General features: G+C 68.1%; 16 protein-coding genes. 14 read left to right on the top strand and 2 right to left on the bottom strand.

Annotation, left to right across the window (positions count from 1 at the left end; genetic code table 11):
- Positions 1-14: 14 nt before the first annotated feature.
- The 14 genes from C7I84_RS23245 (at position 15) to C7I84_RS23180 (ending at position 18930) form a co-directional block, all read left to right on the top strand.
- Positions 15-1325: an acyl-CoA dehydrogenase family protein gene (locus C7I84_RS23245; protein WP_106774609.1), complete on the top strand. Its 1311-nt coding sequence runs from the start codon at positions 15-17 to the stop codon at positions 1323-1325.
- Between the two features lie 5 nt (positions 1326-1330).
- Complete coding sequence (locus tag C7I84_RS23240) at positions 1331-2965, top strand: alpha/beta fold hydrolase (RefSeq protein WP_106774608.1); 1635 nt, start codon at positions 1331-1333, stop codon at positions 2963-2965.
- Entirely contained in the window at positions 2962-3651 is a 690-nt protein-coding gene (locus tag C7I84_RS23235) for a TetR/AcrR family transcriptional regulator (protein ID WP_106774607.1), read from the top strand. The genes C7I84_RS23240 and C7I84_RS23235 overlap by 4 nt, the downstream gene beginning before the upstream one ends.
- Positions 3641-4981, top strand: a complete 1341-nt coding sequence (locus C7I84_RS23230; RefSeq protein ID WP_106774606.1) for a glutamine synthetase family protein — start codon at positions 3641-3643, stop codon at positions 4979-4981. Before C7I84_RS23235 ends, C7I84_RS23230 begins: the two co-directional genes overlap by 11 nt.
- Positions 4982-4986: 5 nt before the next feature.
- A complete protein-coding gene (locus C7I84_RS23225; RefSeq protein WP_106774605.1) occupies positions 4987-6180 on the top strand; it encodes a flavin reductase in 1194 nt (397 codons plus the stop codon).
- A gap of 82 nt (positions 6181-6262) precedes the next feature.
- Entirely contained in the window at positions 6263-7693 is a 1431-nt protein-coding gene (locus C7I84_RS23220; RefSeq protein ID WP_106774635.1) for an APC family permease, read from the top strand.
- Between the two features lie 46 nt (positions 7694-7739).
- On the top strand, positions 7740-8894 hold the full coding sequence (locus C7I84_RS23215; RefSeq protein ID WP_106774604.1) for a class II histone deacetylase: 1155 nt from the start codon (positions 7740-7742) through the stop codon (positions 8892-8894).
- A gap of 294 nt (positions 8895-9188) precedes the next feature.
- Complete coding sequence (locus C7I84_RS23210) at positions 9189-10007, top strand: helix-turn-helix transcriptional regulator (RefSeq protein WP_245428575.1); 819 nt, start codon at positions 9189-9191, stop codon at positions 10005-10007.
- A 157-nt stretch (positions 10008-10164) separates the two neighbouring features.
- Complete coding sequence (locus C7I84_RS23205) at positions 10165-12345, top strand: TonB-dependent siderophore receptor (protein WP_106774602.1); 2181 nt, start codon at positions 10165-10167, stop codon at positions 12343-12345.
- Between the two features lie 73 nt (positions 12346-12418).
- On the top strand, positions 12419-13213 hold the full coding sequence (locus C7I84_RS23200; protein ID WP_106774601.1) for an ABC transporter ATP-binding protein: 795 nt from the start codon (positions 12419-12421) through the stop codon (positions 13211-13213).
- A gap of 5 nt (positions 13214-13218) precedes the next feature.
- The gene (locus C7I84_RS23195) at positions 13219-14100 is read left to right on the top strand and encodes an iron-siderophore ABC transporter substrate-binding protein (protein ID WP_106774600.1); all 882 of its coding nucleotides are present in this window, start codon (positions 13219-13221) and stop codon (positions 14098-14100) included.
- Positions 14093-16072, top strand: a complete 1980-nt coding sequence (gene fhuB, locus C7I84_RS23190) for a Fe(3+)-hydroxamate ABC transporter permease FhuB (protein ID WP_245428574.1) — start codon at positions 14093-14095, stop codon at positions 16070-16072. The genes C7I84_RS23195 and fhuB overlap by 8 nt, the downstream gene beginning before the upstream one ends.
- Entirely contained in the window at positions 16065-17159 is a 1095-nt protein-coding gene (locus tag C7I84_RS23185; protein WP_106774599.1) for a siderophore-interacting protein, read from the top strand. Before fhuB ends, C7I84_RS23185 begins: the two co-directional genes overlap by 8 nt.
- Before the next feature lie 34 nt (positions 17160-17193).
- Complete coding sequence (locus tag C7I84_RS23180; protein ID WP_106774598.1) at positions 17194-18930, top strand: ABC transporter ATP-binding protein; 1737 nt, start codon at positions 17194-17196, stop codon at positions 18928-18930.
- Positions 18931-18990: 60 nt separating this feature from the next.
- On the opposite strand, the gene C7I84_RS23175 is transcribed toward C7I84_RS23180, so the two are convergent.
- The gene (locus tag C7I84_RS23175) at positions 18991-20070 is read right to left on the bottom strand and encodes an ABC transporter ATP-binding protein (protein WP_106774597.1); all 1080 of its coding nucleotides are present in this window, start codon (positions 20068-20070) and stop codon (positions 18991-18993) included.
- Complete coding sequence (locus C7I84_RS23170; protein WP_106774596.1) at positions 20067-20867, bottom strand: ABC transporter permease; 801 nt, start codon at positions 20865-20867, stop codon at positions 20067-20069. Before C7I84_RS23170 ends, C7I84_RS23175 begins: the two co-directional genes overlap by 4 nt.

Genomic DNA, 20867 nt, shown 5'->3' with positions numbered 1-20867 from the left:
CTGCGGAGAAAAGCATGAGCGATATTGCCGACTATTACGATCTCTCCCGCATCCGACCCGAGGTGCAGGCCAAGCTGCGGCTGGTCAACGAGCTGGGCCGGGAGAAATTCGCGGGCCGGGCCAAGGGGATCGATGACGACGCCTCCTTCCCGGTCGAGAACTACCGGGATCTGGCGGCGGAAGGCTTCCTCGGCCTGTGCATTCCGGAAGAGTTCGGCGGCTGGGGCTTTTCGATGTTCGAATACGCCATGGTCGGCGCCGAGATCGGCAAATATTGCGGCGCCACCGCGCTCACCTTCAACATGCACAACTCGTCGATGGCGTGGTCGCGCTTCATGTTCGACATGCCCAACCTGACGCCGCAGGAGAAGGCGGCTTTCGCGCCGCTGCGCGAGCGCCAGTTCCGCCGCGCCATCGCGGAGAAGGCCATCTATTCGCAGCCGATTTCGGAAGGCGGCCAGAACTGGACCTCGAAGCCGAACCAGACGCAGTGCCGCAAGGTCGACGGCGGCTGGCGGATCAACGGCTTCAAGAAGTTCGCGTCGCTGGCCGGCTATTGCGACTACTACACCATCGTCTGCACCGAGGTCTTCGAGGGGCAGGAGCCCCGCCACGAGGACACGATGCTGTTCGTCGTCCACAAGGATGCGCCGGGCTTGAGCGTCAGGGGCGAGTGGGACCCGCTCGGCATGCGCGGCACCAACAGCCGCGACCTGATTCTCAAGGACGTCTTCGTCACCGAGCGTGACCTCTTGATGCCGCGCGGCATCTTCAACAAGACGCTGCCGAACTGGCCGCACATGATGATCACGCTGTCGCCGACCTATATAGGCGTGGCGCAGGGCGCCTTCGACTTCATGGTGGACTATCTCAAGGGAAAAATCCCCGGCCAGCCGCCGATCGACCGGCGCATGTACGCCACCAAGCGTGTCGCCGTCGGCAAGATGTATGCGCGCCTCGCCAACATGCGCGCGCTGTGGTGGCAGGCCTTCGGCGAGGCGAAGGGGTTCCCGAGCAAGGGCGAGGTGCTGCGCATGTATGCGGCGCAGTACAACGTCATGGAGGGCGCGGCCGAGATGACGTCGATGGCGATCCGCACCTGCGGCGGGCAGTCGATGCTGAAGTCGCTGCCGCTGGAGCGCATGTATCGCGACAGCCGCTGCGGCGCGCTGATGCTGCCCTTCACCTCAGAGATCATGGAAGACTACCTCTCGGTGCTGGCGCTCTACGACATGGACGAGATCGACTCTGCTCCGGGCGATGAAGGCGGCGCCCGCATGTCGCTGTGGCGCGGCGAGCACGGCGCCGCGCGGTCGGCCCGGTAACGCCCATGGCGCGCGAGACGGTCGAGGTCGTCGGTGTCTCTGCCGCCTCGCCGGAGGCGGTGTGGGCCGTCGTCTCCGACTTCTGCGGCAGCTGGCACCCGGCGATCGCCACCATCCGCGCCGAGCGCGATGGCGGCGGCGCGCTTGTCCGCGCCTTCACCGTCCATGGCGAGGACACGCTCTACCGCGAGCGGCTGACCTGGTTCAGCGACAGCGACCGCACGCTCGCCTACACCCATGTCGAGGGAATCGCCGGCGCCGAGGCCTATGACGGCCGCATCGCCGTCAGCGCCGGCGAGCGCGGCGGCAGCGTCGTGCGGTGGAGCGCGGCGGTTGAGGCGGCCGAGCCGCGGCTGGCGGAGATCTGTGCCGGCACTAAAGCGATCTTCGAGGCGGGGCTTCAGGCGCTCGCCGAGGCAGCCGGAAAGGCCGGCGCCGAGCCGGCAAGGCCCCTGCCCGCCCCGGTCGCCATGCCGGAAACTCGCACAAGGCACGGCACGCCCCCTCACCAGCCCTCCGGGTCACCTCTCCCCCACGTCGTGGGGGCGAGGGGTGGTGCCAGGCCTGCGGCCGGCGCTGCTGTCCCACGCGGCGCGGGGGCAGGCTCATATGAGTCTACCCCCACCCCTAACCCCTCCCCACAAGGGGGAGGGGCACCGGCTGGCCTCTCTGCCAGATGCCAATCGTCGACGGTTTCGCATGGCATAGCGGCCGCAAAGTCCCCCTCCCCCTTGTGGGGAGGGGTCAGGGGTGGGGGTACGAAGCAGCGAAATTCATCGCCGTTTGCCTTATGCGATTGCCCTGCCCGCGGCGTGGAGGACATCGTCCTTGCTGGCGACCCGGACCTCGCACTGAGTGTAGCTCCGGGTCCCGACCATGGGCCGCTCTGCCTGTTCCTGCACGGCATAGGCGGATCGCGCCACAACTGGCTGCCGCAGTTGCAGGCCGCCGGCAGCCTCATGCGCGCCGCCTCTCTCGACCTGCGCGGTTATGGCGGCAGCGGGCTCGGCCGGCATCAATCGACGGTCGACGATTACTGCGCCGACATCCTTCGCGTACGGGAAGAACTCGGCGCGGATCGGCTGGTGCTGGTCGGCCTGTCCTATGGATCGTGGATCGCGACGTCGTTCGCCATGCGTCACCCGGAACTGCTGGCCGGGCTGGTTCTGTCCGGCGGCTGCACCGGCATGTCGGAGGCCGGGCCGGAGGAGCGCGAGGCGTTCCGCGTCAGCCGGCAGGTGCCGCTCGACCAGGGCCGGACGCCGGCCGACTTCGCGCCGGCGGTAGTGAGCGTGCTTGCCGGCCCGAACGCTTCGGACGACGTCAGGGCGAAGCTTTTCGAATCGATGGCGGCGATCCCTTCGGCGACCTATCGCGATGCGCTGGCCTGCTTCACCGATCCGCGCGAAAGATTCGATTTCTCGCGCCTGACCATGCCGGTGCTGATGATGACCGGCGAGCACGACCGGCTGGCCCCGCCGGCCGAGATCCGCGGCGTCGCCGAGCGCATCCTGGCCGAGGCGCGACGGCCGGACGTGCGCTACGAGACGATCGCCGATGCCGGGCATGTCTGCAACGTCGAGCAGCCGGAAGTCTACAGCCGTATCCTGCTCGATTTCCTCGGGAGGCTGCCGCGATGACCGCGCTGCCGAAACGCCAGCAGAACAGGATCGAGCGCGAGCGGCGCATTCTCCGGGCTGCGCTCAAGGTCTTTTCCGAAACCGGCTATTCCGGCGCGACCATGGACGCGGTCGCCGTCGAGGCGGGGCTCTCCAAGCCCACGCTCTACCAGTACTTCCAGTCCAAGGAAGCGCTGTTCTCGGCCATGATGCTGGGCGAGCGCGACCGCATGCTGGACGTGTTCGAGCATCCTTCGCCCGGCGGCATGGTCGAGGATCTCCTGGGCTTCGCCTGGGACTACGCCGACACGGTGATGCGGCCGGACATGCTGTCGCTCGCCCGGCTCATCGTCGGCGAGGTGCAGCGCTTTCCCGAGATCGGCCGCGCCTACCAGGAGGTCGGCCCCGACCGCCTGCTGCGCGGCATCATGGATTATCTGGACGGCCAGCGGCGCGCCGGGCGGCTGGCCTTCGAGGATGCCGAGCTTGCCGCCCAGGACCTGTGGGGCCTCATCCTCTCGGCGCCGCGCACGCAGGCGCTCTACATGCCCGACCGCCAGCCCTCGCGGGCCGAGATCGCCCGCTACGTCAACAACGGCCTGCGGGTCTTCCTGAAGGCCTATTCGACCGATCCCGAGGGCGACCTCGCCGAGCTCGAGCCGCTCATCCGCGCCCATTCCGTCAAGCAGGTGGACCATGACAGTTGAGGACTACCTGGCCGACCCGGCCAGCCGCTTCGCCACCGTGGCGATGACCGACACCAATGGCCTCCTGCGCGGGCAGATGGTCTCGGCCGGCAGCCTCAGGGGCATCATGAAGAACGGCATGGGCATGTCCCCGGCGCAACTGGCGCTGGACCCGACCGACGCGATGCTGACGATCCCCGGCGTCAACGACGACAGGGGCGATTTCCACGACGATCCGCTGCAGGTCGATCCCGCCTCGGCGCGCCGCCTGCCGTGGTCGAAGCCGGGGCACGACCTGCTGGTGCTGTCGAACTACACCGGCGCGTCGGCGAAAATCTGCCCCCGCGCCATCCTGAAAGCCGTTCTCGCCCGTGCCGCCGAGGCGGGGCTGGTGCCCAAATACGGGATGGAGCTGGAATACACCCTGTTCGACGAGACGCCGGAGAGCGCCAGGGCGAAAGGCTACCGCAACCTCAGGACCGCGACGGCGCATGCCAGCCACGACCTCATCCTCTACCAGGTCGTCCAGACCGAATGGTACGAGGCGGTGGCCGCGATGTGCGAGCCGCTGAGGATCGACCTCGCCAAGATGCACGAGGAGATCGGCGCCGGCTTCATGGAGGCCTGCATCGGCGCCGGCGAAGGCACCGAGCCTGCCGACCAGCTCGTCCTGCTGAAGAACTTCATCCGCGCGCTGGCGCTGCGGCAGGGCCGGTCCGTCACCTTCATGCCGCGCTGGAGCGAGAAGGCCGACAGCCAGTCGATCCATCTTCACGTCAGCCTGAAGGACAAGGCCGGCAAGCCGCTGTTCTGGGACGAGAAGGAGAAGAACGGGGTCAGCCGGACGTTCCGCCACTTCCTCGGCGGCCTGCAGGCCTATGTCGGCGACCTGACGCTGGTGTTTCAGCCGACGGTGAACAGTTTTCGCCGCTTCGCGCCCGGCACCTTCGCGCCGCCCGGCCTGACCTGGGGCTTCGAGAACCGCACCACCTGCTTCCGCCTGGTCGGCCACGACGCGGGGTCGCTGCGTGTCGAGAACCGCCTGCCCGGCGCCGATTGCAACCCGTATCTCTCCGCCGCCGCCACCATCGCGGCGGGCGTCGCCGGCGTCATCGGCGAGATCGAGCCCGATCCGGAGACCATCGGCTCGGGCTATGCGCAGGAGCCGGGCCGCGACTTCGCCCGCTCCATGCCGGAAGCGATCGAGCGACTGCGCGGCTCCGCCTTCGCCAGGGACTGGCTGGGCGAGTGCTTCGTCGAGGCCTTCACCTCCACCCGCCAGTGCCAGCACGACGAGTTCCGCCGCAAAGTTCCCGACGTGGAGCTGGAGCGGTTCTTCGATCTCGGGTGAACGCCATGGATGCCGACCTGCGCACCCGCTTCGTCGAAGGCATGAGCCGTGTGGCCGCCGCCGTCACGGTGGTCACGACCGACGGCGACGCCGGCCGATACGGGGTCACGGTCTCATCGATGACGTCGGTCTCGGCCGATACGAGCAAGCCCTCGCTGCTGATCAGCGTCCACCATCTGAGCCCGGCCTGCGAGGCGATCCGGCAGAACCGGCGGTTCTGCGCCAACGTGCTCTCCGGCAACCAGAGTTTCGTCTCCGACCTGTTCTCCGGCCGGCTCAAGCACCTCAACGAGGACCGCTTCGGCGCGATCGCCTGGCACGGCGGCGCGACCGGTGCGCCGATCATCGACAATGCGGTCGTCTCGCTCGATTGCGAGCTGAAGACCGCCCTGCTCTGGGGCACGCATTTCATCTTCATCGGCGAGGTCGAGCAGATCGACCTTTCCGCGCAACGCTCGCCGCTCGTCTACGCCAACCGGGGCTACCGGCGCGCCATCCCGATCGCGCCCGATGACCATCAGCCGCAACGGCCGGAAAACCAGCTGCATATCGGCTTCTTCATCACCCTCGGCCCCCAGCTCGTGCCGACCCTGGTCGCCGATTTCACCAGGGAAAGGCCCGACGTCGACATCCGCCTGCTGGAAGCGGATCACGACGATCTGGTCGAGCAGATGCGCGCCGGCCGGATCGAGGCCGCGATCACCTTCGGTCCGGTGGAAGAGGCCGACCTCGACGTGGAACTCATAAGCCCGCCCGCCCCTCATGTGCTGGTGGGCACGATGCATCCGCTGGCCGCGCGGTCGAGCCTCAGGCTGGCCGATCTCGCCGAGCTGCCGATGATCATGCTGGACTATCCTTCGGTCCGGACGGCAACCGCCGCCTTGTTCAAGCGCAACCGGCTCCAGCCGCTCGTCCGCCTGCAGTCGCCGTCCTTCGCCATGGTGCGGGGACTGGTCGCGCAAGACCTGGGATATTCGATCGTCCCGCAGCCGCCGCAATCGAGAACCGGGCCCGACGGCAAGGAAATTCTGGCCATACCGCTGGAGGAGGATTTTCCGGAGGGCGCGGTGGTGGCGATCGCCCAGCCGGCGGATCGCCGCAGCCAGCTGGCCGGCGACTTTCTCGCAAAGTGCAGGGCGGCCTTCGGGCATGTCCGCCAAGACAAGAAAATCCCGGTTCGACCGGGGCCAGCCGGCTGAACGGGCAACAGCCGGCGCAGGAACCAACCGCGCGGCCGGATGGATCGACAACGGGGAATACAGCTCAGAGGGGACTATGGACATGAGTAGCGTGGGGACCAATCAACTTCGCAGGAATTCGCTCGGACTGATCGCCGTCACCTTCATGGTGATCTCGGCGGCGGCGCCGCTGACCGGCGTCGCCGGCGCGATGCCGCTGGCGTTCATGCTGGGCAACGGCACCGGCATTCCGGCGACCTTCATCTTCGTGACGCTGGTCATGCTCGCCTTCGCGGCCGGCTACGTGGCCATGTCGCGGCACGTCACCAATGCCGGTGCCTTCTACGCCTATGCCGCGCGCGGCCTCGGCGGCCGCACCGCGGGTGCAGTGGCGATCGTGGCGCTGGTCGCCTACAACGCCATGCAGTTCGGGCTGATCGGCCTTTTGGGCGGCATCGCGGCCGGCGTCTTCGGCGAATTCGGCCTGGTTCTTCCCTGGTGGGGATGGAGCCTCGTCGCAATCCTTCTCGTCGGCTTCCTCGGCTATCGGCAGGTGGACCTGTCGGCCAAGGTGCTGGTGGTCATCGTCGCGCTCGAATACCTCGTCGTGCTGATCGTCGATTTCGCCATCATCGGCGCCGGCGGGGCCGCCGGACTGTCGCTGAACCTCTTCGACGCCAATGCGATCTTCTCGGGCTCGCTGACCGCCGCCGTGCTGTTCTGCCTCGGCTCGTTCATCGGCTTCGAGGCGACCACGATCTACGCCGAGGAGGCGCGCGAGCCGGAAAAGACCATCCCGCGCGCAACCTATCTGTCCGTGCTGATGATCGGCATCTTTTTCGTCTTCACCACATGGCTGATGATCGTCGGCATCGGCGCCGACCAGCTCGTGCCGACCATCCAGGGCTACGGCGACCCCTCGGCGCTGTTCTTCGATCTGGCGGGCCGCTATGTCGGCGGTCCTGTGCCCGCGATCGCCGGCGTCCTGCTGGTGTCCAGCCTGTTCGCCGCGCTTTCGGCCTTCCACAACTACATCGCCCGCTACAGCTACGTGGCGGGACGCGAGGGACTGCTGCCGGCCGCGTTCGGGCGCACCCATGACGACCATCAGAGCCCTCACATCGGCTCGGTCGTCCAGACGATCGGCGCGCTGCTCGTGCTGGCGGTCTTCGCGGGCCTCGGGCTCGATCCGATGCTCAACATGTTCACCTGGATCAGCCAGGTGGGAACGCTCGGCGTCCTCGGCATGATGACAGTGACCTCGCTCGCGGTGATCGTCTTCTTCCGCGGCAAGGCGACGGATGCTTCGGCCCTGGCGACCCTCATCCTGCCGGCGGTCTCGGGCCTGATCATGGCGGCGCTGTTCGTCTACATCTTCCTGCATTTCGGCGACCTGACCGGCACGACGGGCGGTGCCCTCGGCATCGTCCTGCCGTCGCTGATCCCCCTAGCCGCGGTCGTGGGCTATCTGCTGGCGGTCCGGCTGGAGAAGGCCGATCCGGCCCGCTTCGCCCGGATGGGCCAGAACCGGTGACGGCCCTGCATTGCCGATTTCACCTTCAACGGGACGGAGGACCATCATGAGCACCAGCGCGCCGAGCGAGCGGACAGCTTTCTATTTCGACGAAAAATGCCTGTGGTTCAGCGCCGGACCGGCGGCGCTGGTGCTGCCGGTCGGCGGCTGGGTGCAGCCTATGGCGAGCGGCGGCCACGCGGATTCGCCCGAGCCGAAGCGGCGCCTCAAATCGCTGATGGACGTGTCCGGCCTGACCGATCGGCTCGACTGGCGCAAGGCGCCCGCCGCCACGCGCGAGGACCTGCTGCGCATCCATCCGGCATCCTACATCGACGCCTTCAAGGCGATGAGCGACGCCGGCGGCGGGGCGCTTCATCCCACCGCGCCGTTTTCGGGCGGCGCCTTTGAGATCGCGCAGCAGTCGGCCGGCCTCGCCATCCAGGCCGTCGTCGACGTGGCTGATGGAAGCTGCCGCACCGCCTATGCCGTGACCCGGCCGTCCGGCCACCACTGCTCGCCGGACACGTCCATGGGCTTCTGCATGTTCGCCAATGTCGCGCTGGCGGTCGAAGCGGCCAGGGCAAGGCACGGCTTGAAGAGGATCGCGGTGCTCGACTGGGACGTGCATCACGGCAACGGCACGGAGGCCTGCTTCTACGGGCGCGGCGACGTGCTGACCATTTCCATCCACCAGGAACATTGTTTTCCGCCCGGTGCGTCCGGCGGCGCTTCCGACGCCGGAGCGGGGGACGGCGCGGGCGCCAACATCAACATCCCGCTTTGGCCCGGCAGCGGGCACGACATGTACCTCGCCGCGATGGAAGGCATAGCCTTGCCGGCGATCCGCGAATTCCGTCCCGACCTGATCGTCGTGGTGAGCGGCTTCGATGCCAACGGCGTCGACCCGCTGGCCCGCATGCTGGCGACCAGCGAGACCTTCCGCACGATGACGCGGCTGGTCAGGCAGGCCGCCACGGAGCTGTGCGGCGGCCGGCTGGTCATCGTCCAGGAAGGCGGCTATGCGGAGACCGCCGTGCCCTTCTGCGGCGTGGCTGTCCTGGAAGAGCTTGCCGGCGTGAGCACCGGGGTCGTGGACCCCTATCTCGGCCTGGTCTCGCTCCAGCAGCCCTCGGCGGCGTTCAACGCGGCCCAGCTGGCCGTGCTGAAGCAGCATCCGCGCTATAGCGCGGTCCCCGGCGAAGCAGCCCCGGCAAGCTAGCGGTCCCTCCGAGTGGCAGTCGGACCGCCAAGGTCCGGCCCGCGGTCTGTCAGTCCAAAGCGCGTCGCATCGAATCGAATTCGCACGGCACGCTTTGGTTCTCACGCATCATCCCCAAATCGATCCGCCTTGTTGCGGATATAACTTGAATGCTATAATCATATTTTAGCGCGCGGCTTTCGCACGGGATCCCTCGGGCGACACCGGGATCATCCCAGCATGGAAGCGACCTTCAGTCCGAGGATGCACAGCTCGACACACGGGTTCTCCGTGGTCGGCGCATTGAAATGGCGCATGTGGAAAGGCGTCGTCGCCGACGTCTGGGAAGTGGATTGCGCCGTCGATGCGCGCGGCGACTATGTCTCTCCGGACCCTCGCCTGTTCGTGGCGCTTGAGCTCGGCGCCGGCGGCTCCTTCGTCCTCGACCAGCCGGAGATGCGCAGGGTCGACCGGCACGACGCGCCGCTGTCGATGAGCTTCGTGCCGGCCGGAACGCCAATCCTCGGCAGGGCCGAGGGGCTGAAGCGCATGAAGCACCTCGACCTGCACTTCTCGGAGACATCGCTTCTGCAGCGCTTCGGACGCGCGCTGGACCGCGACCGGCTGCGCGAGCCCCGGCTGAGCTTTCAGGACCCGCGCATGGCAAACCTCGCGGCCGCCATCGCCGCCGAATGCGACAACGCCGATCCCTTCCACGATCTCTACGGAGAGGGGCTGGTCAACGCGCTGCTGGCGCTGCTTTTCAAGGTCGAGCGCGAGGCGGGACGGCCCAGGGCCGCGCTTTCGCGGCAGCAGTTGCGCTGCGTCACCGAATTCATCGAGGAGCATTGCTTCGAGCCCATCCGGCTGTCGGATCTTGCAGCACTTGCCGGCGTTTCCGAGAGTTACTTCAGCCACGCCTTCAAGGCCGCGACGGGCGTGCCGCCGCACCGCTGGCACATGCAGACGCGCATAAGGCGCGTCCAGGATCTCCTTTCGCCTGGCTCGGTCCTGACAGAGGTCGCGGCGATGGCGGGATTTGCCGACCAGGCGCATCTGACCCGCGTCTTCAAGGCGGTGGTCGGCGTGGCGCCGTCCACCTGGATGAAGGCGACTTTCGCGCGAAAGCAGTGACATTTCTGCATCATCGACGCGACGAGAACGTCGAAAACGCCAAAAACGAGCAAGAAGGACAGGAACGTCCAAGCCCCACGATATAAGTAGAGTTATGGAGTCCACTTATTCCGGCGCGGTGCCCGCGACGGGGTTTGGGGCTTGCAAGGGGCAATTGATGCGTAGATTTCGTAGTTTCCTGGCATGCGGCGTGTCCGCCGTCGCTTGGCTTTCGCCGGCCATGGCGCAAGACAACGGGGCGACCGTGCTGCAGGAGATCACCGTGCAGGGCGAAGGGACCGGTCAGGAAGCCGGCGTCGGCCCGGTGAACGGCGTCGTCGCCAAAAAGACGCTGACAGGCTCGAAGGTCGCGACCGACATCAAGGAGATCCCGCAGTCGGTTTCGGTCATCGGCCGCGAGGAGATCGACGAGCAGGGCGCGCAGAAGGCCGACGAGGCATTGCGCTACACGGCCGGCGTGTTCGCGCAGCCCTTCGGCGCCGACAGCGACACCAACTGGATCTACATCCGCGGCTTCGACGCCACCGCGACCGGAACCTACATGGACGGGCTGCAGCTCTTCAGCTACGGCTTCGGCGGCTTCTACGTCGATACGTTCGGGCTGGAGCGGATCGAGGTCCTGAAGGGCCCGGCATCGGTGCTTTACGGCGGCTCCAATCCCGGCGGCCTCGTCAACTATGTCAGCAAGCGCCCGACCTTCGAGCGCAAGCGCTACGTCGAGACGGGCGTCAACGACGCCGGCAACGTCTACATGGGCTTCGACGTCGGCGACGTGACGAGCGACGAGGTCGTCAGCTGGCGCGTCAACGGCCGCGTCGCTGGCGGCGATACCTACAGCGACGACCAGGACGGCTGGCGCGGCTTCATCTCGCCGAGCATCACCTGGCAGCCCGACGAGGGCACGAGGCTTACCATCCTCGCCAACTACACCCATATCGACGAGAACCACGGCGGCGGCAGCTTCCTGCCCTACGACGGAACCGTTCGGGACTACGTCGCCGGAGGCGTGAACTACGGCCGCATCCGCCCCGACTTCAATCCGACTGACACGGACATCGACGAATACAAGCGCGACCAGGGCGGGATCGGCTACGAGTTCGAGCACGCTTTCGACAATGGCTGGACGGTCCGTTCGAACGCCCGCTTCGGCGCGGCCGACATCAACGAGGTCAGCGTCTATCCGTTCGGCTGGGTTGCCGGGACGCCGAACCTGACGCTCATCGACTTCGGCCACGACTCCCAGGTGCGGACATTCCTCGCCGACAACCAGATCGAGGGCAGGTTCGAAACCGGGCCGGTCGAGCACACGCTGCTCGCCGGCGTCGACTACAAATATTACAATCTCGACCATGTGCAGGCGTCGACCTTCGGCCTCACCGCGATCGATCCCTTCACCGGGGAAGTGACGGGCACGCGCGGGGACCGCGCGGTGTACCTCAACCAGGAGATGACGCAGAAGCAGGTCGGCGTCTACGTCCAGGACCAGCTGCGCTTCGCCGACGGCTGGCTGGTGACGCTCAACGGCCGCTATGACTGGGTGGCCACCGACGCGGACAATCGTCCCAACGCCTATGGCACGCCGGCGGATTTCTCCAAGGACGACGGCGCGGCGTCGGGGCGCGCCGGCCTCGCCTATGAGTTCGACAACGGGCTGACGCCCTATGTCAGCGTCGCGACCTTCTTCAATCCGATCTTCGAGACCGACGTGCTCACCGGCCGTCCGTTCGATCCCGAGGAGGGCGTCCAGTACGAGGCGGGCATCAAGTACACGCCCACCTTCATCGACGGCTTGTTCACCCTGTCGGTGTTCGACCTGACCCGCCAGAACGTGCTGACGGCCGAGGCGCCGTCGGCCGAAAATCCGTTCCCGAGCAGCGTCCAGACGGGCGAGGTGCGCTCGCGCGGCTTCGAATTCGAGAGCAAGGTCAACATCACCGAGGACTGGAGGCTCACGGCCGCGGTCACCGCCTACGAGCTCAAGGTAACCAAGGACGCCAACCCGGCTTTGGTCGGCAAGCAGCCCTTCCTCGTGCCGGAGGTGATGGCGTCCATCTGGACCGACTACACCTTCCGGGGCGACGCCTGGTATGACGGCGTCAGCATCGGCGGCGGCGTGCGGTATGTCGGCTCGTCCTATGCCGACAGGGAGAACACGCTGAAAGTTCCGGACGTGACGCTGCTCGACCTGAAGGTCGGCTATAGCCGAGACAATTGGGGCGTCGACCTGAACGTCAGCAACGTCTTCGACAAGGAGTATGTTTCGGGCTGCCAGGGCGTCAACGTCTGCAGCTATGGCGAAGGGCGGTCGGTGAAGTTGAAGGCACACGCCAGCTGGTAGGCGGCGGCACCGCCGAATGCATGGTTGGCGGGAACGGCGCGAGCCGTTCCCGCCGCTTTTTGACAGGAACAGGATGATCCCGGCCAGTTCGAACGAGCCCCTCTACCGGATCGATGGCGTCAGCTTCGCCGTGGGCGGTCGCGCCATCCTGCAGCCGCTCGACCTGACGCTGGAGCGCTCCCGCATCTATGCCCTGGTCGGGCCGAACGGCTCGGGCAAGAGCTCGCTGATCAAGCTGCTTGCGCGCCAGCAGGCGCGGAGCGGCGGCGTCATCCGCCTGCTCGGCAGGGACATCGCCGGCTTCGGCGAGCGCGAGTTCGCCCGCACCGTCGCCTACATGCCGCAGTTCACGCCGCCGGCCGAGGCGATGACGGTGCGCGAGCTGGTGGCGCTCGGGCGTTTCCCCTGGCACGGCACGCTCGGGCGGTTCGGCGATGAGGATCATGCAAAGGTCGAAGAAGCGCTGCGCCAGACCGACCTGCAAAACTTCGCCGAACGGCTGGTCGACAGCCTGTCCGGCGGCGAGCGCCAGCGCGCCTGGCTCGCCATGATGCTGGCGCAGGACACGCGCTGCCTGCTGCTGGATGAGCCGACGTCGGCGCTCGACATCGCGCATCAGGCGGAAATCCTTGCGCTGGTCCGCGAGCTGGCCGGCAAGCGCGGCATCACCGTCATGGTCGTGCTGCACGACGTCAACATGGCCGCGCGCTACTGCGACGAGATCATCGCACTGACCGGCGGCCGGGTCTTTGCCAGGGGCGCGCCGGCGGAGATCGTCCGGCCCGACGTGCTGGCCGCGGTCTACGGTGTCGCCATGGGCACCAGCCCGCATCCGCGGACCGGCGAGCCGCTGGCCTATCTGATCTGAGCCGCATGACCACACCCATCACCAGACGTTGCCTGCTGGCTTCCGCGCTTCTGTCCGCGGCATTGCCCGGCCGGCTGCGCGCGGCGCCCCAGAGCGTGGCTGTGATCGACTGGGGCATGCTGGAGACGACGCTCGCCCTCGGCGTTCAGCCGGCGGCCGGGACCGAACTCGTCCAGTTCCGGCAGCTCGTGGTCGAGCCGGAGCTGCCCGAAACGATCGCCGACCTCGGCCTGCGCGGCACGCCCAATTACGAGCTGCTGGGCCTCGTCGCGCCGGACCTAATCGTCATCTCGAATTTTTACGAATACCAGCGCGCCGCGCTGGAGCGCGTCGCGCCGGTCCTGTCCCTGCCGGTCTACGAAGCCGGAAAGCCGCCCTATCCGCTTGCCGAGCAGGCGGCGGTCGCGCTCGGCGATGCGCTCGGAAGGGTTCAGCAAGCGGCCGCACTCGTCGACGACACTGCCAACTTCGTGGCGCAGTGCCGGGAGATTCTGCGCCCGCTCGCCGCGCGGCCGGTCTTCGTCGTCAATCTCGGCGATTCCCGGCATTTTCGCGCCTTCGGTGCCGATTCTATGGCCGGCGACATGCTCGCCCGCCTCGGCCTCGCCAATGCCTGGACCGATCCGACCAGCTACAGCGCCGCCGCGCCGGTGGGCATCGAAGCGCTGGCGCGCCAACCCGACGCGGCGATCGTCGTGATGGCGCCGCTGCCGCCGGAGGTGGCGCGCACGCTCGTCGACAACGCACTGTGGAACGCGCTGCCGGCCGTGCGGCAGGGCCGCGTCGCCGTCATCGACCCGGTCAACCATTTCGGCGGCCTGCCGTCCGCCCGGCGTCTTGCGCGCCTGCTCACCGATGCCGCGTCGCAATGGGGCCGCGATGGCTGAGCGCCGCACCGTCCTGACGATGCTTTGGGGCCTGCTGGCCGCCGCGGCGCTGGCGCTGTTTGCCCGGCAGGTCGCGGCCGCGTGGCCAGATCCGGCAGTCGCCGGCATGGATGGCGACCTGCAGCGGGTTATCCTCTGGTACACGGTGCTGCCGCGCGCCGCGGTGGCGATCCTGGCGGGCGCCGCGCTCGGCCTCGCCGGCCTGCTGCTGCAGCGCGTGCTGCGCAACCCGCTGGCAGAACCCTCCACGCTCGGCATCTCCGCCGGCGCCCAGCTCGCCATGGCGGTGGCCACCCTCTACGCGCCCGCCGCGATGGCCTGGTCGCAGGGCGCGGTCGCCTTCGCCGGCGGCGTGCTCGCGGTGGCGATCGTCATGGCGCTCACCTGGCGACGCGGCCTCGAGCCGGTGTCGGTGGTGCTTGCCGGCATGATGGTGGCGCTGACCTGCAACGCCGGCAGCGCCGCCCTGATCCTCGCCAATGGCGACTACCTGTTCTCGCTGTTCATCTGGGGCGGCGGCTCGCTGGTGCAGCAGAGCTGGAGCCCGGCCGTGGCGATCGCCCCGCCGCTCTGCTTCGGCGTGGTGGCGGCGCTGCTCATGCTGCGGCCGCTGTCGATCCTCGGCCTCGACGACGCCTCGGCGAAGAATCTCGGACTGGCGCTGAATGCCACGCGCCTGCTGGTCGTCGCGCTTGCCGTGTGGATCGCGACCACCGTCGCGGCGGAGGTCGGCGTCATCGGCTTCGTCGGCCTGGCGGCGCCGGCGCTGGCCATGCTGTCGGGCGCGCGCAGCCTGCGCCAGCGGCTCGTCGCGGCGCCGCTCATCGGCGCCATCCTGCTGTGGCTGACCGACGGGCTGGTGCAGCTCGCCGCCGGCCAGGGCGGCGAACGGGTGCCGACGGGCGCGGCGACCGCACTGCTCGGTGGGCCGCTGCTCCTGTGGCTGCTGCCCCGGCTGAAAATGTTCGAGTGGCCGTCGCTCAGCCGTGCGGCCGCCACGGCCCGCCGCAGCGACACGCCCGGCCGTGTGCTGCTGCCCGTCGCCATCGGCACGCTGACGGCAGCGGCCGTGGCGCTGCTCGTCGGCCAGAGGCCGGAGGGCTGGTTCGTCGCGACCGGCCCGCTGCTCTCCGAACTCTGGGAATGGCGCGTGCCCAGGCTCGCGCTTGCAGCGGCGGCGGGCGGCATGCTCGGCGCGGCCGGCGTGGTCATCCAGCGCATGACCGGCAATCCGCTGGCGAGCCCGGAGGTCTTGGGCGTCGGCAGCGGCGCCGGCGCCGGCCTCACCGCCGTGATCCTGCTGGACTTCACGGCGGGGCTGGGCTGGCAGCTCGCCGGCTCGGTCGCCGGAGCGTTCCTGGCGCTGCTCGCCATACTGGCGACGGCGGCTCGCAGCCATTTCGGCCCGGAACGGCTGCTTTTGGCGGGCGTCGCCATGAGCGCCCTGTTCAGCGCCGTCTTCACGGCGGTGATCTCGCTCGGCAACGCCCAGTCCTACATCCTGCTGCGCTGGCTGAGCGGCTCGACCAGCGGCGCGACCATGCCGCAGGTGTGGATGGCGGTCGTCCTGCTCGCCGCGACCTGCCTGCCGCTGCTCGCCGTGTCGCGCTGGCTCGACATCCTGCCGCTCGGCACCGGCACGGCGCGGAGCCTCGGCCTGCCCTTGCGCTGCGCCCGGCTCGTCCTCGTCTCGCTGACCGCCCTTATCACCGCAGGCGCGTCGATGTTCGTCGGCCCGCTGAGCTTCATCGGCCTGATCGCGCCGCATCTGGCGCGGCTGTGCGGCCTTGCCGGCGCGCGTCATCATCTCGTCGGCTCGATCCTGTTCGGTGCGGCGGTGATGATGGTGTCGGACTGGCTGGCGCGCATGGTGGCCTTCCCCTATCAGATGCCCGTCGGCCTGTTCGCATCGCTCATCAGCGGACCCTACCTGGTCTACCTGCTCGGCAAAGGAGTCTCGCGTCATGGCTGACATGCCCCGCTTCCTGAAGGCGTCGGCGGAGATCGCGCTGGCCGCGCCCGAGGAGGTCATGAAGCGCCTGTGCGCGCATTTCGCCGAGTACGGCCGCGCTGAAGTCCAAGGCCGGTGCGCGCGCATCGACACCGGCTTCGGCGTGGCGGAACTCGAAGCCTGCGAACGCTGCCTGAAAATTTTTGCCGAAGGCCGGGACGACACCGCGCTCGCCTATGTCAAGCTGGCGGTGGCCGAGAACCTGCTCCACCTCGCCGCCGCGGACAGGCCGCGCATCGCCTGGCAGGGCGACGGCGCCGCCGGCAGCCCCCTGCCCTATTTCCGCGAAATGCGGGTGGCACGCGCCGTCGACATCGGCCCGCACATGCGCCGGCTCACCCTGTTGGGACGCGATCTCGGCCGCTTCGCCGCGGGCGGCCTGCATGTGCGCCTGCTCATCCCGCGCGACCGCGACGCCGCGCCGGCCTGGCCGGTGACGGGCGAGGATGGCCGCCCCTCATGGCCGAGCGAAGCGCGGCCGGACGTGCGCATCTACACGATCCGCCGCATCGACGTGGACAGCGGCGAGATCGACATCGACTTCGTCCTGCATGACGGCGTCGACATGCCCGGAGCCCGCTTCGCCGCCACTGCGCAGGCAGGCGACCGCGTCGGCATGACCGGCCCGGGCGGCGGCTCGATCGGCAAGGCCGACTGGTATCTGCTGGCCGGCGACGAGACGGCGCTGCCGGCCATCGCCCGCATCCTCGAAGAGATGCCGGCCGGCAAGCATGCGGTCGTGCGCATCGAGGTCGGCGACGCGAGCGACGAGCTGCCGTTGCGTTCCGCCGCGACCCTCGACGTCCAGTGGCTGCACCGCGGCGGGTCGCAACCGGGGACGACGGGCCTGCTGGCAGACGGCGTGCGCGACACCGCCTGGCCGGACGAAACCGTTTCCGCCTTCGCCTGGGCGGGTTGCGAGCACAAGAGTTTCCGCGCCATACGCAGCCATCTCAGGCGCGAGCGAAACCTTCCCCGCGACCGACATCTTGTCGTCGCCTACTGGCGCCGCGGCGCCAGCGGCGACGAAGCCCGCAAAGAGGATTGACGGCGGACGCCGCATATCCGACAGAGCCGCCGCTATGATCCGCCGCTTCTTCGAATATTACCGCCCGTGGAAGGGACTGTTCCTTCTCGATTTCTGCTGCGCCGTGCTGTCCGGCCTGCTGGAGCTGGGCTTTCCGATCGCCGTGAAGCTGTTCGTCGACGAACTGCTGCCGACGCAGCAGTGGATGATGATCGTGCTGGCCGCCATCGGGCTGCTGTTCATCTACATCGTCAATACCGGCCTGATGGCGGTGGTCGTCTACTGGGGCCACATGCTCGGCATCAACATCGAGACCGAGATGCGGCGGCGCAGCTTCGACCATCTGCAGAAGCTGTCCTTCCGCTTCTACGACGACCACAAGACCGGCCACCTGGTCGCCCGCGTCACCAAGGATCTCGAGGAGATCGGCGAGGTCGCCCATCACGGCCCGGAGGATCTGTTCATCGCCGTGATGACCTTCCTCGGCGCGCTGGCGCTGATGTTCTGGATCGACGCCGAGCTCGCCCTGATCACCGCCGCCGTCATCCCGCTGGTCGCCTGGGTCACCAGCCGCTACGGCGCCCGCATGACCCGCAACTGGCAGGCCATCTACCGGCGCGTCGGCGACTTCAACGTGCGACTCGAGGAGAATATCGGCGGCATGCGCGTCGTCCAGGCCTTCGGCAACGAGGAGCACGAGCGCGGCCTGTTCGCCAGGGACAACGCCAACTACCGGCAGACCAAGCTCGCCGCCTATCGCATCATGGCCGCCAGCACCTCGCTGAGCTACCTGAGCATGCGGCTGATCCAGCTGATCGTGATGATCGCCGGCAGCTATTTCGTGCTGACCGGCGAGCTCACCAATGGCGGCTTCGTCAGCTTCCTGCTGCTGGTGAACGTGTTCTTCCGCCCGATCGAGAAGATCAATTCGGTGATCGAGACCTATCCGAAGGGCATCGCCGGCTTCCAGCGCTACCTCGACCTGCTCGACACCGAGCCCGACATCGCCGACCGGCCGGGCGCCAAAGCCGTCGGCACGCTGGCCGGCGACATAAGCTACGAGGGTGTCTCCTTCGGCTATGACGACGGCCGCCCCGTCCTCAAGGACATCGACCTGACGATCAACGCCGGCGAGACCGTCGCCTTCGTCGGGCCGTCGGGCGCGGGCAAGACCACCATCTGCTCGCTGCTGCCGCGCTTCTACGAATGCCAGGCGGGTGCCATCCGCGTCGACGGCATCGACATCCGCGACATGACGCTGGCATCGCTGCGGGCCAATATCGGCATCGTCCAGCAGGATGTCTTCCTGTTCGGCGGCAGCATCCGCGAGAACATCGCCTATGGCCGGCTGGATGCCCATGAGAGCGACATCGTCGAAGCCGCCCGCCGCGCCCGCCTCGACGGTCTCATCACCTCCCTGCCGGACGGCCTCGACACCATCATCGGCGAGCGCGGCGTAAAGCTGTCCGGCGGGCAGAAGCAGCGGCTGGCGATCGCCCGTATGTTTTTGAAGAACCCACCGATCCTGATCCTCGACGAGGCCACCTCGGCGCTCGACATACAGACGGAGCGCGAGATCCAGGCATCGCTGACGGAGCTTTCGCAGGGCCGCACGACGCTCGTCATCGCGCATCGCCTGGCGACGATCCGCCATGCCGACCGCATCGTCGTGGTGGCGGAAACCGGGATCGTCGAAACCGGCTCCCACGCCGAACTCGTCGGCCGCGGCGGACTGTACAGCCGGCTGGACGCGGCCCAGCAGGGCGCCTTCATGAGGACGGGCGGGGACTGATTTTCGCGCGCACGGCGTCCGCGCGCCACAGAATCACCCTGCGGCGCGCTGGCTGCCGTATCAGGCCGGGAACAGGAATGCGGCGGCGGGATCGAAGAACACCCGGCGGCCGCCCGAGGCGCCGCCCCGATGCGCGTCCGCCATGTCCGACGTCGGCCTGATGTCGATCTCCTGCCCGGAGGCGGTGCGCGCCACCACCCGGCGCCGCTCGCCGAAGAAGGCGGTGTCGACGAACTCCACCGCCAGCCCGGCGCAGGCATGGTCCGGCGTGAGGCGGAAGGCCTCCGGCCGCACCATCAGCCTCGCCTTCTGGCCCCGGCCGAAATCGTGATTGGCTCTCACGCCGGACACGACCGAACCGTCGGCGAGCCGGATCGTCGCCGCGCCATCGGCCGTCTCGAGGCATTCCGCCGGCAGGAAATTCGAGTTGCCGATGAAGCCCGCGACGAAATCGGTTGCCGGGCGCAGGTAGAGATCCTCGCCGCTGCCGATCTGCTCGATGCGCCCATCCCTGAACAGGGCGATGCGGTCGGAAAGGTGCAGGGCCTCTTCCTGGTCGTGCGTGACATAGAGGATGGTCACGCCGGTTTCGCGATGGATCCGGCGGATTTCCGCCTGGATTTCCTCGCGAAGCTTCTTGTCCAGGGCGGAAAGCGGCTCGTCCATCAAAAGAATCGGTGGGTCGTAGGCGAGCGCCCGCGCCAGCGCCACCCGCTGCTGCTGGCCGCCCGACAGCGCGCCCGGGCGCCGGTCGGCGAACCCTTCGAGCCGCACCAGCGCCAGCATGTCGCCGACCTTCCGCTTCACCTCGGCGTCCGGCCGGCGGCGGACACGCAGCGGGAACGCGACGTTCTCGGCGACGGTTAGATGCGGAAACAGCGTGTAGCGCTGGAACACCATGCCGATGTTGCGCTTGTGCGGCGGTACCGACAGGAGCGAGGCGCCCTCCAGCAGGACGTCGCCCGAGGTCGGGTCCTGGAAGCCGGCGATGGCGTAGAGCGTGGTCGACTTGCCGGAGCCCGACGGGCCGAGGAAGGTGAGGAACTCGCCTTTCGGGATATCGACGGTGACGTCGTGCACCGCCACGACGCTGCCGAACGTCTTGCGGATGGCGCGTATGGCGAGGAACGGCTGGGTCATTTCGAGAACCTCCGGCGGATCAGCGCCGCTGCGATCATGAGCAACAGGGTCAGCAGGACGAGCAGGCTGGACGCGGCGGCGATCACCGGGCTGAGATCCTGGCGCAGGCTGCCCCAGATCTTGACCGGCAGGGTCTGCAGCGTCGGGCTGGCCATGAAGATGGCGACCACCACCTCGTCCCAGGAGGCGAGAAAGGCGAAGATCGCCGCCGAGAAGATGCCGATCCTGATCGACGGCAGGGTGATCCGCAGCTTCGCCTCGAGCGGGCTGGCGCCGCAGACGATCGCGGCGTCCTCGATGGTCTTGTCGAAACCTTCCAGCGCCGTGGCGATCGGGATGATGGCGAAGGGCAGCGCCAGCACCGTGTGGGCGATGACGAAGCCGACCGTCGTGCCGCCCAGTCCGAGCCGCAGGAAGAAGGCATAGATGGCGACCGCGAAGACGACGACCGGCAGCACCATCGGCGTCAGCAGCAGCCCGCGCAGCACGTTGCGCCCGCGAAACTCGCCGCGCACCAGCGCGAAGGAGGCGAACAGCCCGATGACGACCGCCAGCGCGGCGGCAATCGCCGCGATGCGCATGCTGGTCAGCGCCGCGCCGAGCCAGGCCGGATCTGCCAGCAACTCGCCGTACCATTTCAGCGTCCAGCCTGGTGGCGGGAAGGCGAGCCAGCGCGACGACCCGAAGGACAGGAGCACGATGAACACTACCGGCAGCAGCAGGAAGGCGGTGACCAGCCCGGTGATGCCGAGAAGCATCACGCGCAGCCAGCCCATGCGGTCGTAGTCGAGCAGCAC

This window comes from Kumtagia ephedrae, assembly GCF_003012745.1.
In the GTDB taxonomy this organism is placed as follows: Bacteria; Pseudomonadota; Alphaproteobacteria; order Rhizobiales; family Rhizobiaceae; genus Kumtagia; species Kumtagia ephedrae.
This window is presented reverse-complemented; position numbering and strand designations above follow the sequence as displayed.